This is a genomic window from Mucilaginibacter aquariorum (assembly GCF_024498135.1).
In the GTDB taxonomy this organism is placed as follows: Bacteria; Bacteroidota; Bacteroidia; order Sphingobacteriales; family Sphingobacteriaceae; genus Mucilaginibacter; species Mucilaginibacter aquariorum.
This window is the reverse complement of the sequence record NZ_JANHOH010000010.1, coordinates 20553-34049: the sequence shown is the minus strand read 5'-3', so window position 1 is coordinate 34049 and position 13497 is coordinate 20553. Positions and strand designations below refer to the sequence as shown.

Annotated in this window: 11 protein-coding genes; 10 read left to right on the top strand and 1 reads right to left on the bottom strand. The window is 43.9% G+C overall.

Annotated elements, in window-relative coordinates:
- Window positions 1-6: 6 nt before the first annotated feature.
- The 9 genes from murD to NPE20_RS22850 all read left to right on the top strand — a co-directional run bounded on the left by murD (window position 7) and on the right by NPE20_RS22850 (window position 11331).
- A complete protein-coding gene (murD, locus tag NPE20_RS22890; RefSeq protein ID WP_256541034.1) occupies window positions 7-1353 on the top strand; it encodes a UDP-N-acetylmuramoyl-L-alanine--D-glutamate ligase in 1347 nt (448 codons plus the stop codon).
- Window positions 1354-1463: 110 nt separating this feature from the next.
- A complete protein-coding gene (locus NPE20_RS22885; protein WP_256541033.1) occupies window positions 1464-2612 on the top strand; it encodes an FtsW/RodA/SpoVE family cell cycle protein in 1149 nt (382 codons plus the stop codon).
- 59 nt (window positions 2613-2671) lie between these two features.
- On the top strand, window positions 2672-3775 hold the full coding sequence (murG, locus tag NPE20_RS22880; RefSeq protein WP_256541032.1) for an undecaprenyldiphospho-muramoylpentapeptide beta-N-acetylglucosaminyltransferase: 1104 nt from the start codon (window positions 2672-2674) through the stop codon (window positions 3773-3775).
- Window positions 3776-3964: 189 nt separating this feature from the next.
- The gene (gene murC / locus NPE20_RS22875; RefSeq protein ID WP_256541031.1) at window positions 3965-5320 is read left to right on the top strand and encodes a UDP-N-acetylmuramate--L-alanine ligase; all 1356 of its coding nucleotides are present in this window, start codon (window positions 3965-3967) and stop codon (window positions 5318-5320) included.
- Complete coding sequence (locus NPE20_RS22870; RefSeq protein WP_256541030.1) at window positions 5313-6239, top strand: cell division protein FtsQ/DivIB; 927 nt, start codon at window positions 5313-5315, stop codon at window positions 6237-6239. Before murC ends, NPE20_RS22870 begins: the two co-directional genes overlap by 8 nt.
- A gap of 4 nt (window positions 6240-6243) precedes the next feature.
- Window positions 6244-7593, top strand: a complete 1350-nt coding sequence (gene ftsA, locus NPE20_RS22865) for a cell division protein FtsA (protein ID WP_256541029.1) — start codon at window positions 6244-6246, stop codon at window positions 7591-7593.
- 212 nt (window positions 7594-7805) lie between these two features.
- Window positions 7806-9413 (top strand): cell division protein FtsZ, encoded by a 1608-nt coding sequence (ftsZ, locus tag NPE20_RS22860; protein ID WP_256541028.1) that lies wholly within the window; start codon window positions 7806-7808, stop codon window positions 9411-9413.
- A gap of 139 nt (window positions 9414-9552) precedes the next feature.
- Window positions 9553-10797 carry an aminotransferase class I/II-fold pyridoxal phosphate-dependent enzyme gene (locus NPE20_RS22855; RefSeq protein ID WP_256541027.1) on the top strand — a complete coding sequence of 415 codons (1245 nt, stop codon included), beginning with the start codon at window positions 9553-9555 and terminating at the stop codon, window positions 10795-10797.
- A gap of 357 nt (window positions 10798-11154) precedes the next feature.
- Window positions 11155-11331, top strand: a complete 177-nt coding sequence (locus tag NPE20_RS22850) for a BF3379 family histone-like protein (protein WP_256541026.1) — start codon at window positions 11155-11157, stop codon at window positions 11329-11331.
- 216 nt (window positions 11332-11547) lie between these two features.
- Here the strand turns inward: NPE20_RS22850 and dapA are convergent, their stop codons facing one another.
- On the bottom strand, window positions 11548-12426 hold the full coding sequence (gene dapA / locus NPE20_RS22845) for a 4-hydroxy-tetrahydrodipicolinate synthase (protein WP_256541025.1): 879 nt from the start codon (window positions 12424-12426) through the stop codon (window positions 11548-11550).
- A 371-nt stretch (window positions 12427-12797) separates the two neighbouring features.
- Between dapA and NPE20_RS22840 the strand changes: the two genes are divergently transcribed.
- On the top strand, window positions 12798-13295 hold the full coding sequence (locus tag NPE20_RS22840; RefSeq protein ID WP_256541024.1) for a hypothetical protein: 498 nt from the start codon (window positions 12798-12800) through the stop codon (window positions 13293-13295).
- Window positions 13296-13497 lie beyond the last annotated feature (202 nt).

Genomic DNA, 13497 nt, shown 5'->3' with positions numbered 1-13497 from the left:
TCTCCTTTGGAGAGGGTTGGGGAGAGGCTATGCATTCTTGGCGCCGGCGAAAGCGGTGTTGGGGCGGCATACCTGGCTTTGCAGCAGGGGTATGATGTTTTTGTTTCTGATTTTGGGCAGGTTGCAGATCATTACAAACAACAGTTGAAAGACTGGAATATAAAGTTTGAAGAGAACGGCCATACCGAAGCCGAGATATTAAAAGCGGCCGAAGTGGTGAAAAGCCCGGGCATACCGGATAAGGCACCAATTGTGAAAAAACTGGTAGAGAACAACATCCCGGTGATATCCGAGATCGAGTTTGCAGGGCGCTACAGCAATGCCAAAATGATATGCATAACAGGCTCAAACGGTAAAACAACCACTGCAAGCCTTACTTATCATATCCTTAAAAACGGCGGCTTAAATGTGGGCCTGGCAGGTAACATAGGCAAAAGCTTTGCTTACCAGGTAGCCACCGAAAAGTTTGAATACTACGTACTGGAGATAAGCAGCTTTATGCTGGATAATATGTATCAGTTTAAAGCGGATATAGCAGTGTTACTAAATATTACACCCGACCACTTAGACAGGTACGATTACAAGCTGGAAAACTACGCGGCATCCAAATTCAGGATAACGCAGAACCAAACCGGCAACGATCATTTTATTTATTGTGCAGATGATGAAGAGACAATAAAGGTGATGGAAGGGAAAAAAATTGAGGCGCAGCAATTGCCGTTCTCGATAAAAAAAAAGATTACAAAGGGAGCATATCTCGATCAAGACAATATTGTCATAAACGTACACCAAGAACATTTTCAAATGTCAATTAATGAACTGGCCCTGCAGGGTAAGCACAACATCTACAACTCAATGGCATCAGGTATTGTTGCCAAGGTGCTGGAGCTACGCAACGAAACGATGAGAGAGAGCATGGGTAACTTCCGGAACATTGAGCACAGACTGGAGTCGGTTGGAAAGATCTCGGGCATCAGCTTTATCAATGATTCTAAAGCTACCAACGTAAACTCTACCTGGTACGCGCTGGAAAGCATGACCAGTGATGTGATTTTGATATTAGGCGGCGTTGACAAAGGCAACGATTACAGTATGCTTAAATCATTGGTTAAGCAAAAAGTAAAGGCCATAGTATGTTTAGGGAAAGATAATAAGCGTATCCATGATGCTTTTGAAGATGATGTGGAAGTAATAGTAAATACTTCATCGGCAGCCGAAGCGGCACAGGTAGCTTATCATCTGGCTACCAAAGGCGATACCGTATTGCTATCGCCCGCTTGCGCGAGTTTCGATCTGTTCAAGAACTATGAAGATAGAGGCAAACAGTTTAAAGATGCGGTAAAGGAGTTGTAATTAGCCCCACCCAAACCCTCCCCGAAGGAGAGGGCTTAAAAAGGCTAAATAAAATAAGATTAACAATTAAATAAAAGTCTCCCCTATCGGGGGAGATTTAGAGGGGGCTTATGAATCAAATACTCAGTAACGTAAAAGGGGACCGCTGGATATGGCTTATCGTCATATTGCTTTCGGTTATATCATTGCTGGCTGTTTATAGCTCAACGGGTACGCTTGCCTATAAGCGTGGTGTTGGCGCCGAATCTATTTTGATGAAACACCTGGCCATGGTTATTGGCGGTATAGCGCTCATGTATATTTCGCACAGGCTGGATTACCGTTACTATGCCGGTATCTCAAAAATACTGATGGTTATTACTATCCCTTTATTGCTGTATACCCTAATATTTGGTAACCATGTAAATGATGCCAGCAGGTGGATCTCTATACCCGGTACAGGCTTAACTTTCCAAACATCGGATTTGGCCAAGCTGGCTTTAATTACCTACCTGGCACGTACCTTATCGCGTAAGCAGGAAAACATTAAGGATGTAAAAAACTCTTTCATCCCTATCATGGGTTCGGTGTGTGTGGTTTTTATATTGATCGCATTGGCTAACCTTTCAACGGCGCTGATGCTGTTTGGGGTAAGTATTTTACTGTTAATTATAGGCCGTATCAGCATTAAGCAAATTGCTGTGGTTTGTTTGGCAGGGGCGGTGTTGTTAACAGGCGTTGTGCTTTTGGGTCCGCGCCGTACCACATACATTTCGCGTATCCATGCGTTTATGCACCCCGAGCAGGCTAATCCGGATAAATCGTTCCAGTCAGATCACTCTAAAATAGCTATTGCTACAGGTGGTATAATGGGTAAAGGCCCGGGTAACAGTACCGAACGTAACTATTTGCCGCACCCGTATTCAGATTTTATTTATGCAACCATTGTTGAAGAATATGGTTTAATGGGAGGTTTCGCATTGGTAGGGATCTACCTGTTCCTGCTATACCGATGTATAAAAATTGTAACTAAAGCGCCAAAGGCATTTGGGGCATTATTAGCTGCCGGCTTAAGCTTTAGTTTAACCATACAGGCGTTTGCCAATATGGCGGTAGCGGTGGGCTTAGGCCCGGTAACAGGGGTGCCCCTGCCGTTTGTAAGTATGGGTGGTACATCTATGCTGTTTACAAGTGTGGCGTTTGGCATCATACTATCGGTAAGCCGTGATATTGACGAACCGAAGAAGGTTGTGGTAGGGGAAATAAGCGTGGCGCAATAAAAGATAAAAGAATCAAGAGTTAAGAATCAAGATACAAGACAAAAGATAAGATAACAGGAATGGCAAAAAGAATAATCATAAGCGGCGGCGGTACAGGAGGGCATATCTTCCCGGCTATTGCTATTGCTAATGCTTTGAAAAAGCTTGATCCTGATACCGAGATCTTGTTTGTTGGCGCCAGTGGCCGCATGGAAATGGAAAAGGTTCCGGCTGCGGGTTATAAAATTATTGGGCTTGACATCCAGGGCATACAGCGTAAATCCCTTTGGAAGAATGTAATGTTCCCGGTTAAACTGTTGAATAGTGTTCGCAAGGCTATTAAGATCATAAAAGATTTTAAGCCCGATGCAGCTGTTGGCGTAGGTGGTTATGCTTCGGGGCCTTTATTGTACGCGGCATCGTTAAGAGGGATACCAACGCTGATACAGGAGCAAAACTCGTACGCCGGTATCACCAATAAATGGTTAGGTGCCAAGGCAAAAAAAATATGTGTGGCCTTTGATGGGATGGAGAAATTTTTCCCCTTTGATAAGATCATCAAAACCGGCAACCCTATCCGTAAGGAGTCGGTGAATATTGCAGGTAAACACATGCAGGCGCTGGAGCTTTATAAGCTGTCATCGTTTAAAAAAACAATACTGATAACCGGGGGCAGCCTTGGTGCGCGTACTTTGAATAACAGCATACTGGCAGGCATCGATAAAATTATTGCTGCCGATGTGCAGGTGATATGGCAAACAGGTAAGTTCTACTACAAAACCATAGTAGAGCAGTTAGGTCCAAACCGCCACGCGGACATTTGTGTGGTGGAGTTTTTAAACCGTATGGACCTGGCTTATGCCGCCGCAGATGTAATAATTTCAAGGGCAGGGGCGGGTACCATAGCCGAACTTTGCGTAATAAAAAAGCCGGTTATACTGGTGCCATCGCCAAACGTGGCCGAAGATCACCAGACCAAGAACGCGCTGGCATTGGTAGAAGAGAACGCCGCGGTATTTGTTGCCGATAGGGATGCAGAAGCAAAATTGATAGATAAAGCGCTCGCGCTTTTAAATGATAATGATTTACAAAAAAAATTAAGCAATAACATTGGTAAGCTGGCCCTGCCAAATGCCGATGAAGTAATTGCGAAAGAAGTTATCCAAATAACAAACAACAATTAAGTAAAGGCCCCTGCCTTAGGGCAGGGACCTTTTTAAAAGAGTAGTTAAATGGTTAATAGAGAATAGTTGATTAAGTGAATAGAGAATGGTTAAGGAAATTAGATAGTTAAAAATTAAAAAAGCGTTGATGAGTTAAACGATTGGTAAAAACCACTCACCACTTAACTCAATCAACCACTCACCAAACACATGGAACTAAACAACATAAAAAGAGTTTACCTGGTAGGTATCGGCGGCATAGGCATGAGTGGCCTGGCGCGCTATTTCCATCATTTAGGCTGTGTTGTTTGCGGTTACGATAAAACCCACACGCCTTTAACCGATGACCTGCATAACGAAGGCATTTGTGTGGTGTTCGAGGATCGGGCCGACTGGATCCCAATGAGTTTCCAGGAGTTGGATGCGGGTACTTTAATAATTTACACGCCGGCTATTCCAAAAGATGCCGAGATCCTGAACTTCTTCCGCCGGAAGGGTTTTGATCTGCAGAAACGTTCGCAGGTGTTGGGGCTGATCAGTAAAAGTATGTTCACTATTGCGGTGGCGGGCACGCACGGTAAAACCACTACATCTTGCATGATAGCGCATATCCTTAAAGATTCGGGCAAAGATTGCTCAGCGTTTTTGGGTGGGATATCGTCAAACTATCAAACCAATGTGTTGTATGGCGATAATAATATTATGGTGGTAGAGGCCGATGAGTACGACCGCTCGTTTTTAACCCTGCACCCTGATATTGCCATTATCACCTCCATGGATGCCGACCACCTGGATATCTATGGCGACCATTCCAAATTGGAAGAATCGTTTAAGCTGTTTGCTTCGCAGATAAAACAGGGTGGTACGCTTATTTACCGTAAAGGTTTACCGTTAGGCGAGGGCTTTACTTACGCCATAAACGATGAGGCGCAGGCAATGGCTACCAATGTGCGTGTGGAAGAAGGAAACTTCTATTTTGATTTTAACGATGGCAGCACCAGTATCCCCAATATAAAAATGGGTATAGCCGGCCTGCATAATATAGAGAACGCGGTTGCAGCAATTGAAGCGGCCCTGCATGTAGAGGTATCTGCTGATGCTATCCATGAGGCTTTGGGTTCATTTAAAGGGGTTAAACGCCGTTTTGAGTACGTTGTAAAGAATAGTGATACAATTTATATTGACGATTATGCGCATCACCCTGAAGAATTAAGGGCTGCCATAACATCAGTAAAAAGGTTGTATCCTGATAAAAAACTGACGGTTATTTTTCAGCCGCATTTGTTTACCCGCACCCGCGATTTTGCCGATGGCTTTGCCGAAGTGCTGGATATGGCTGATGAATTATTACTGTTAGATATCTATCCGGCGCGAGAGCTGCCTATTGAAGGAGTAGACAGCAATACCATACTGAGCAGAATGAAACTGGCCAATAAACGCATTTGCGGAAAGCAGGAAAGCATTGAAATTATACAGCTTGAAAAACCTGAGTTGCTTTTAACGGTGGGTGCAGGAGATATAGATACTTTGGTTTTACCACTAAAACAAGTTTTAGAAAATGTTTAAGAAACACATATGGAAACCGCTGCTTATTGGCTTTGGCTGGCTTGTTAGCCTGGCCGGCCTGGTGGTGCTTATGAGTTTCATTGAGGTGAAGAAAGAAGAGCTGGTTTGCAAAAAGGTGAACGTATATATCCCTGGTAACCAGTATTTTTTAGACAGGCAGGAGATAGATAACATATTGCAAACCACCAGCCATTCGCTTATTGGCCGTAAGGTACAGCGTATTGATATACACGCGCTCGAAAACAAATTGAGGCATAATCCCTTTGTTGAGTTTGCAAAGGTTTATCTGGATATGGATGGTACCATACAGGTAGAGGTAAGCCAGCGCCAGCCTATACTGCGTATCATGAACAGGTTCGATCAGGATTTTTATGTTGATCAGCATGGCTTAAAAATGCCGCTGTCGCAAAACTTCACTGCAAGGGTATTGGCAGTGAATGGTTATATAGACGAGCTGTTTGCTAACAAGGTGGATTCGTTACACACAGCGCTGGCAAAAGAGATCTTTAAAACCGCCGATTTTATCAGGAAGGATTCGCTTTGGGATGCGCAGATAGCACAGCTTTACGTGAACAAGGACCACGAGATAGAATTGATACCGCGTGTTGGCAACCAGCGCATTTTGCTGGGCAATGCCGATTCGCTGGAAGTGAAGTTTAATAACCTGAAAGTGTTTTATAAGCAGGCATTGCCTTTGGTTGGCTGGGACGCTTACAAGCTTATCAACATAAAATATTATAACCAGGTTGTAGGGGTAAGGAACGAAACCCTGATTGATTCGCTAAAACGTCGTAAGGAGTTTATGGCCGACTCGGTAAAGAAAGCCACTATTAATGCATTTAAACAGGATACAACCGGCAGGGGTGATGCGGCGCCGGTATTAGATAACACAAAAGAGAAGACATCTATTAAAAACTAATTATATGGACAAAAGTTCAACACAAGAAAAGAGTTCGCCAATTGTAGTAGGCCTTGATATAGGAACCACTAAAATTTGCGCGATAGTTGGCCGTAGAAGCAAAAACGGTAAAATAGAGGTATTGGGTATAGGTAAGGCCGAATCGGCTGGTGTTACGCGTGGCATGGTATCAAATATTGACAAAACAGTACAGGGTATTACCCTGGCGGTTGATATTGCCGGCACGCAATCAAATGTCGAGATCAGGATAGTTAACGTAGGTATAGCCGGTCAGCATATAAAAAGTTTGCAGCACAGGGGGCTAATCACCCGTAAGGACCTGAGCTCGGAAATAGGCCGCAAGGATATTGATAAGCTGGTTGAAGATATGTACAACCTGGTAATGCCCCCGGGCGAAGAGATCATCCATGTATTGCCGCAGGAGTTTACTGTAGATAACGAGCCGGGCGTAAAAGACCCTATAGGCATGGCAGGCGTACGTTTGGAAGCCAACTTCCACATCATATCCGGCCAGGTAACTGCCATTAAAAATATTGTTAAGTGTGTTAATAAAGCCAACCTGGAAAGCCAGGAGCTGATACTGGAGCCTTTAGCATCGTCAGAATCTGTGTTGAGTGACGAGGAAAAAGAAGCAGGTGTAGTTTTAGTAGATATAGGTGGTGGTACAACAGATGTGGCCATTTTCCACGAAGGTATCATCCGTCATACAGCGGTTATCCCGTTTGGTGGTAACAGCGTAACCGAGGATATCCGCGAAGGCTGTTCAGTAATGCGCAACATTGCAGAGCAATTAAAGGTAAGGTTTGGTTCGGCATTGGCAGAAGAGAACAAAGAGAACGAAATAGTTTGCGTACCGGGCTTGCGCGGCCGCGAACCAAAAGAGATCTCGGTTAAAAACCTGGCCTTTGTAATACAGGCACGTATGGAAGAAATTGTAGAGCATGTGTACTACGAGATCAAGTCATCCGGCTACGAAAAGAAACTGATAGCAGGTATTGTGGTTACCGGTGGTGGCGCGCAGTTAAAGCATTTAACCCAGTTAATTGAATATGTAACAGGTTTAGATTGCCGCGTAGGTTACCCTAACGAGCACCTGGCCAAAAACGAAGTATTGCCTAAAAACATATACGAAGAGTTACAGAGCCCAACCTTTGCTACAGGTATTGGCCTGTTGATAAAAGGTATCCAGAAAATGGAATACAACGGCTTAACCCAGGTGCCCGAGGCAGCTTCTGTTAAAGCCGAAAAAACAAAATATACCGACGACAGGAAGTTTGGTTTATTAGGCAAAATATTGGAATCGGGTAAGAAATTTATAAAAGACGATATAAAAGACGAAGACTTTTTGAAATAGGGGAAGCCCCCTCTAAATCTCCCCCAATAGGGGAGACTTTAAAAGCCATCCCCTTCGGGGAGGGTTTGGGTGGGGCTGGTGTTTATTTATTCACATCCGGAAACTTTTCCACATTGTTGACAATTGTGGATAAACCTTGTGGAAAAAGTCATAATATTACAATAAGAAAAACTATCTATTCACCAGAATATACATAGCTGAAAATAAGGATTATGCAGTTTGAGATGTTAAAGGAAAAATCGTCAATCATCAAAGTAATTGGTGTTGGCGGCGGCGGCGGAAACGCGGTAAACCATATGTACAGGCAAGGAATTACCGGTGTTGACTTTATAATTTGTAACACCGATGCCCAGGCGCTTGAGCTAAGCCCTATCCCAAACAAAGTTCAGTTGGGTGCAAGCCTTACCGAAGGTATGGGTGCCGGTTCGATACCCGAAGTAGGTAAAAATTCTGCTATAGAAAACATAGACGACATTAAGCAAATGCTTGGTTCTAACACCAAAATGCTGTTCATTACAGCAGGTATGGGTGGTGGTACCGGTACAGGCGCAAGCCCTATCATTGCCAAAGCAGCACGCGAAATGGATATCCTTACTGTAGGTATCATCACAACTCCTTTCTCTTTTGAAGGCAAGCGCCGTAAAATGCAGGCAGATGCCGGTATGGAAGAGTTGAAGAAATATGTAGATTCTTTCCTGGTGATCTCCAACGATAGGTTACGCCAGATCTTTGGTAACCTTACCATGAGCTCTGCTTTTGGCCAGGCCGATGATATCTTAACTACAGCTGCAAAAGGTATTGCCGAAATTATCACATTGCCGGGTTATATAAACGTCGACTTTAAGGATGTGCGCACTGTGATGAAAGACAGCGGTGTATCTATAATGGGTAGCTGTACTGCCGAAGGCGAAAACCGTGCTTTAAAAGCGGTTGAAGGTGCTTTATCATCGCCATTGTTAAAAGATAACGAAATTGAAGGTGCACGTTACATCCTGCTTAATATCAGCTCGGGCCTAAAAGAGGTTACCATGGATGAAGTGAGCATTATTACCGATTATATACAGGAAGAAGCCGGTTTGGCTGCCGACCTGATATGGGGTAACTGCGTTGACGAGAACCTTGGCGAAAAATTATCTGTTACCATCATCGCAACAGGTTTCCAAACCAAAGACGAGCGCGAAAAAGAAAATAGCAACAAAAAAGTTGTATCAATGCTGGTTCCTGAAAGCGAGCCATTGGTGAAACCGGTGAATGAGTTTATCACCCCGGTTAAAGCTGATGCCGAAATGGATGCCAACCCATACATGAAGCTGAAGGACGAGCCAAAACAAACCGGTTTATTTGACCTGTTTGCCCGTGCCGAAGAGCAGGATGCCGCCGATAAGGGTATTATTAAGTACGATCTTAATGATTCGGCCCCGGCTGCTGCGGAAGAAAACGATCCGTCGGAGTTTACTTTTAAGGTTACCGAAACCGTTATGAACTTTGAACCGGTAGCTGCCGAAGTAAAAGCACCCGAGCCGGAGCCTGAACCTGAAGTGGTTAACGCCGACGAAAATAAGACTGACGAATCAATAGAAGAGCAACTGCGTAAATCGCGAGAGCGTATTATGCGTTTGAAAGACCTGAGCATGAAACTGCGTAACGGTAACATTCAGGAACTGGAGAACATCCCTGCTTATAAACGTAAAGAAATTGCTTTGCAACAAACCCCTGCGTCTGACGAAAGCCAGGTTTCGAGGTTCTCTTTACTGCCTGATAGCGAGGGTAAAACAGAGATAAGGAACAACAACTCTTTCCTTCACGATAACGTTGACTAATTGATCTAAACCCATTATATGAAGCCCCTCGCAACAATGCAGGGGCTTTTTTGTTATCATTCAAAATAATAAAAAGTTTAAATACCGTTTTTATAAAGCGGTTATATTTGCAGCACATTTACACTAATAGAAATACATTTTGGATCTGTTTGATAAGATTAATAAGAACATGGGCGGCCCAATTGGGCAGCACCAAAAGTGGTCGCATGGTTATTTTTCTTTCCCACATTTAGAGGGGGAGATACACCCGCACATGATGTTCAAGGGTAAAAAACATTTAGTTTGGAGCTTAAACAATTACCTGGGCCTGGCCAATCATCCCGAAGTACGGGAGGCCGATGCACAGGCTGCTGCCGATTATGGCATGGCTTACCCGATGGGTGCAAGGATGATGTCGGGCAATACCAAACATCACGAAGAACTGGAAGATGGCCTTGCCGAATTTGTAGGCAAAGAAGCGGCGTTCCTGCTTAACTATGGCTACCAGGGAATGGTATCTATTATTGATGCACTGGTTGATCGTAACGATGTTATCATTTACGATGCCGAATCGCATGCGTGTATAGTTGATGGTGTTCGCCTGCATATGGGTAAGCGCTTTGTGTACAAGCACAACGATATGGAAAGCTTTGCCAAGCAACTGGAACGTGCCGAACGTATGACCCGGCAAACCGGAGGAGGGATCCTGGTAATCACCGAAGGTGTTTTTGGCATGTCGGGCGCGCAGGGCAAACTAACAGATATTATCGCCTTAAAAGATAGATACAAGTTTCGCCTGCTGGTTGATGATGCGCATGGTTTTGGTACCATGGGCGCAAAAGGTTCGGGTACGCACGAAGCACAGGGTTGCATTGATGGGGTTGATCTGTACTTCGGTACCTTCGCTAAATCAATGGCCGGTATTGGCGCTTTTATTGCAGCCGATACGGAGATTATCAATTTTCTGCGTTACAATATGCGTTCACAAACATTTGCCAAGGCTTTACCCATGCCAATGGTAATAGGGCTAAAAAAACGCTTTGAACTGTTAAAATCAAACCCGCAATTGCGCGAGAACCTTTGGCTAATTGCCAAAGCATTACAAAACGGACTGGTTGAGCAGGGTTTTGATATAGGTGTTACCGATACCATGGTTACCCCCGTATTTTTAAAAGGCGACCTTACCGAAGCTACAAGCCTAACCATGGAACTGCGCGAGAAGCACGGCATATTCTGTTCTATTGTGGTTTACCCGGTTATCCCTAAAGGCCTAATTATGCTTAGGTTGATACCAACCGCCATGCATACCCTGCAAGACGTACAACACACGCTGGACGCCTTTAGCGATGTGTCTGCAAAACTAACTAACGGGCAATATAAAATTAACAAATTGGCGGTTGCCTGATTTGTTAACATGCGCATAATATAAATAGGCCCGACAGATATTCTGCCGGGCCTATTTTATTTTTTAAAAGACCTGATTTGTACGGTTTTAGCAATAATTAGGGCGTTTTTTTAAATGATAAATAAAATTATTGCTTGTTATTCGATAAATCGGCAAAAAATAACCGACTGTGTTATTTCAAGAATTTTTAAAGGGCGAAAAAGCAGTGTAGTTTTAAACCCTTGTGAATGAAAAATGTGGAAAAAAACCGCTTTAAAGGCACTATTTTTATGTATTAAAAGTTTTTATTTAAAAAAAAACCCTTTAGCTTAGCCTATATTATAACAATAAACCTCAAAAATTAAAGGAGCACTCACAATGAAAAAATTTACTGAAGTAAAAGAACTGGTTGCATCGCTGGAAGCTGATGCCGACAAATTTTATAACAAAGGTAACAGCGCTGCTGGTACCCGCGTTCGTAAAGGTATGCAAGACCTAAAAAACTTAGCGCAGTCTATCCGTCTTGAAGTTCAGGAATCGAAAAACAAAGCGTAATTAAAATAGTCGAAAGGTTATTTTACTTTAAATAAAAGTCCGGTTAGTTAAGGCTAACCGGACTTTTTTGTTTGTGTACATACTCCGCGCGTCATTGCGAGGTACGAAGCAATCTCTTTAGGATAGTTATACCCCTTGCATAAACGAATTGCTTAAAGAGATTGCTTCGTACCTCGCAATGACGTGGTTGACTGGGGGGGGGGCGCAGGTTTTTTACTACCCAATCACCCCAATCTGCACTTTTATATCTTCTGCGGCGCTTTCACTTACAGGTACCAGCGGTAAACGCAAGGTATCACCACAAACACCTAAATGCTTCAGGGCCGATTTTACACCCGCCGGGCTGCCTTCGGCAAACATTAACCGGGTAAATTCTATCATGCTGTAATGCGCGGGCTGCGCGCCTTTAAAATCGCCGGTAAGGCATTTTCTTATCATGTCAGAAAACTGCCTTGGCAAAGCATTACCCACTACAGATATTACGCCAACAGCGCCCATGGCTATCATCGGCAGGCTTATAGGGTCATCGCCCGATATTACCAGAAACTCTTCGGGTTTATCGCGCATCAACTGGTTAAGCAGTTCAAAATTACCCGATGCTTCTTTTATACCAATAATGTTTTTAAAATCAGTAGCCAGTCTAACCGTAGTTTCGGCACTTACCGATGTACCTGTACGGCTGGGTACATTATATAATATTATTGGCAAAGGTGCAGCCTCGGCAATAGCCTTATAGTGCTGATAAATCCCCTCTTGTGTTGGTTTATTATAATGCGGACTTGCCGATAGTATCGCATCGTAACCCGTTGTATCAAAAGCTTTTATTTCGGCAACAGTTTCCAGGGTGTTGTTACCTGCAATACCTGCAACTAACAACACACGTTTATTCACGGCCTTGGCAGTAAAGGCGAAAACTTGCTTCTTTTCTTCCTTACTTAATGTGGCGCTTTCGCCGGTTGTACCAAGTGATACCAGGTAATTTATCCCGCCATCAATCAGGTGATCTATCAGCTTTTTTAAAGCGTCGTAGTCTACCTGTCCATCTGCCTGAAAAGGAGTGACCATTGCAACTCCTGTTCCGTGAAATTTGTTCATGTGCTTGAAATATTATAAGGGTGCTAAGATAGTAAAATGTGGTTTAATGTGCGGATAGGCAGATGTGCAAATATGCAAATGATGCAAATTTGTCATCCCGGGCGTGGTCGAAGGATCTAAGCAGTATGCCATCACGGGCGTTTCTGTGTCTTGTTTCTTCATTCTTTTCTCTTTTGTCAATATTATGGCGTTGCCTGCGGCCCGGGCTTTCCGCTCATACGCCTGCAGGCATTAGGCACTGGCCGGTATCCGCTGCAATCCCTAACGCAGGGATAGCCCCTTTGTCATGCTGAACATCGTGAAGCATCTAATAGCCGATATGCAATTTCGATAGGCAAAGTTCGCTAATAGATCCTTCGCTCTCGCTCAGGATGACAAGTCGGGAAAAGGGACAGGATTTTTCTTTCCCCGTCGGCAAAACAGCTTCGGGCGAAAGCGGGCAGAACAATGGTGGCCTTGAGCGTGGCAAGGGCATAGGAAATTTTGCTGAAGCAAGGGCAAGAGGGAACGCAGTAGGGCAAAAGATTCCAGCCCGTGGTTCTGCACGGTTTGCAGGGCAAGGGCCGTGTGCGCAAAGAAACATTTTTGCCGACTTGATTTTTTGCTTCTTTTTGATCAAGCAAAAAGAAGAAGCCCTTCCGCGGCGAATGAGTGGGCCAATGTTATATTGGAACACCGAGCACGAGAAATGCCAAACAAGTTCGTGTGGGCTTAACTATATGCTGACGCAAGCTAAAAGCTTGCAACATGCACATCACGAGATACGCTACGCTAATCTCGCGGCAGCAATAGATTATATAAGCCCTAACGCAAAAAAAAACAACTGTCATCTGAGTTATCAAATCCCGTGGCCTTTGAAGGTGCAATGACAGATCTTTGCGGGGGGAGCGTGACCGACTATATTATATGCATGTTTGCCTGTGCCAGGTTTGGATTTAATGGTGACGTTATTTTGTTAGTAGCTTATTTTTAAACCAGTCATTATCAGTTATTTATTCGTTCGTGATGGCGTTCACGGACGTGAACGTGAACACTTTTCACGCCATTTACTAATAATTGTCATGGGTAACG

Excerpts from the sequence above, each read along its gene's own strand:
- dapA (WP_256541025.1), bottom strand. The coding sequence starts at position 12,426 with ATGAACAAATTTCACGGAACAGGAGTTGCAATGGTCACTCCTTTTCAG.
- ftsA (WP_256541029.1), top strand. The coding sequence starts at position 6,244 with ATGGACAAAAGTTCAACACAAGAAAAGAGTTCGCCAATTGTAGTAGGC.
- NPE20_RS22840 (WP_256541024.1), top strand. The coding sequence starts at position 12,798 with ATGACAAGTCGGGAAAAGGGACAGGATTTTTCTTTCCCCGTCGGCAAA.
- NPE20_RS22870 (WP_256541030.1), top strand. The coding sequence starts at position 5,313 with ATGTTTAAGAAACACATATGGAAACCGCTGCTTATTGGCTTTGGCTGG.
- NPE20_RS22850 (WP_256541026.1), top strand. The coding sequence starts at position 11,155 with ATGAAAAAATTTACTGAAGTAAAAGAACTGGTTGCATCGCTGGAAGCT.
- murC (WP_256541031.1), top strand. The coding sequence starts at position 3,965 with ATGGAACTAAACAACATAAAAAGAGTTTACCTGGTAGGTATCGGCGGC.
- murG (WP_256541032.1), top strand. The coding sequence starts at position 2,672 with ATGGCAAAAAGAATAATCATAAGCGGCGGCGGTACAGGAGGGCATATC.
- ftsZ (WP_256541028.1), top strand. The coding sequence starts at position 7,806 with ATGCAGTTTGAGATGTTAAAGGAAAAATCGTCAATCATCAAAGTAATT.
- NPE20_RS22885 (WP_256541033.1), top strand. The coding sequence starts at position 1,464 with ATGAATCAAATACTCAGTAACGTAAAAGGGGACCGCTGGATATGGCTT.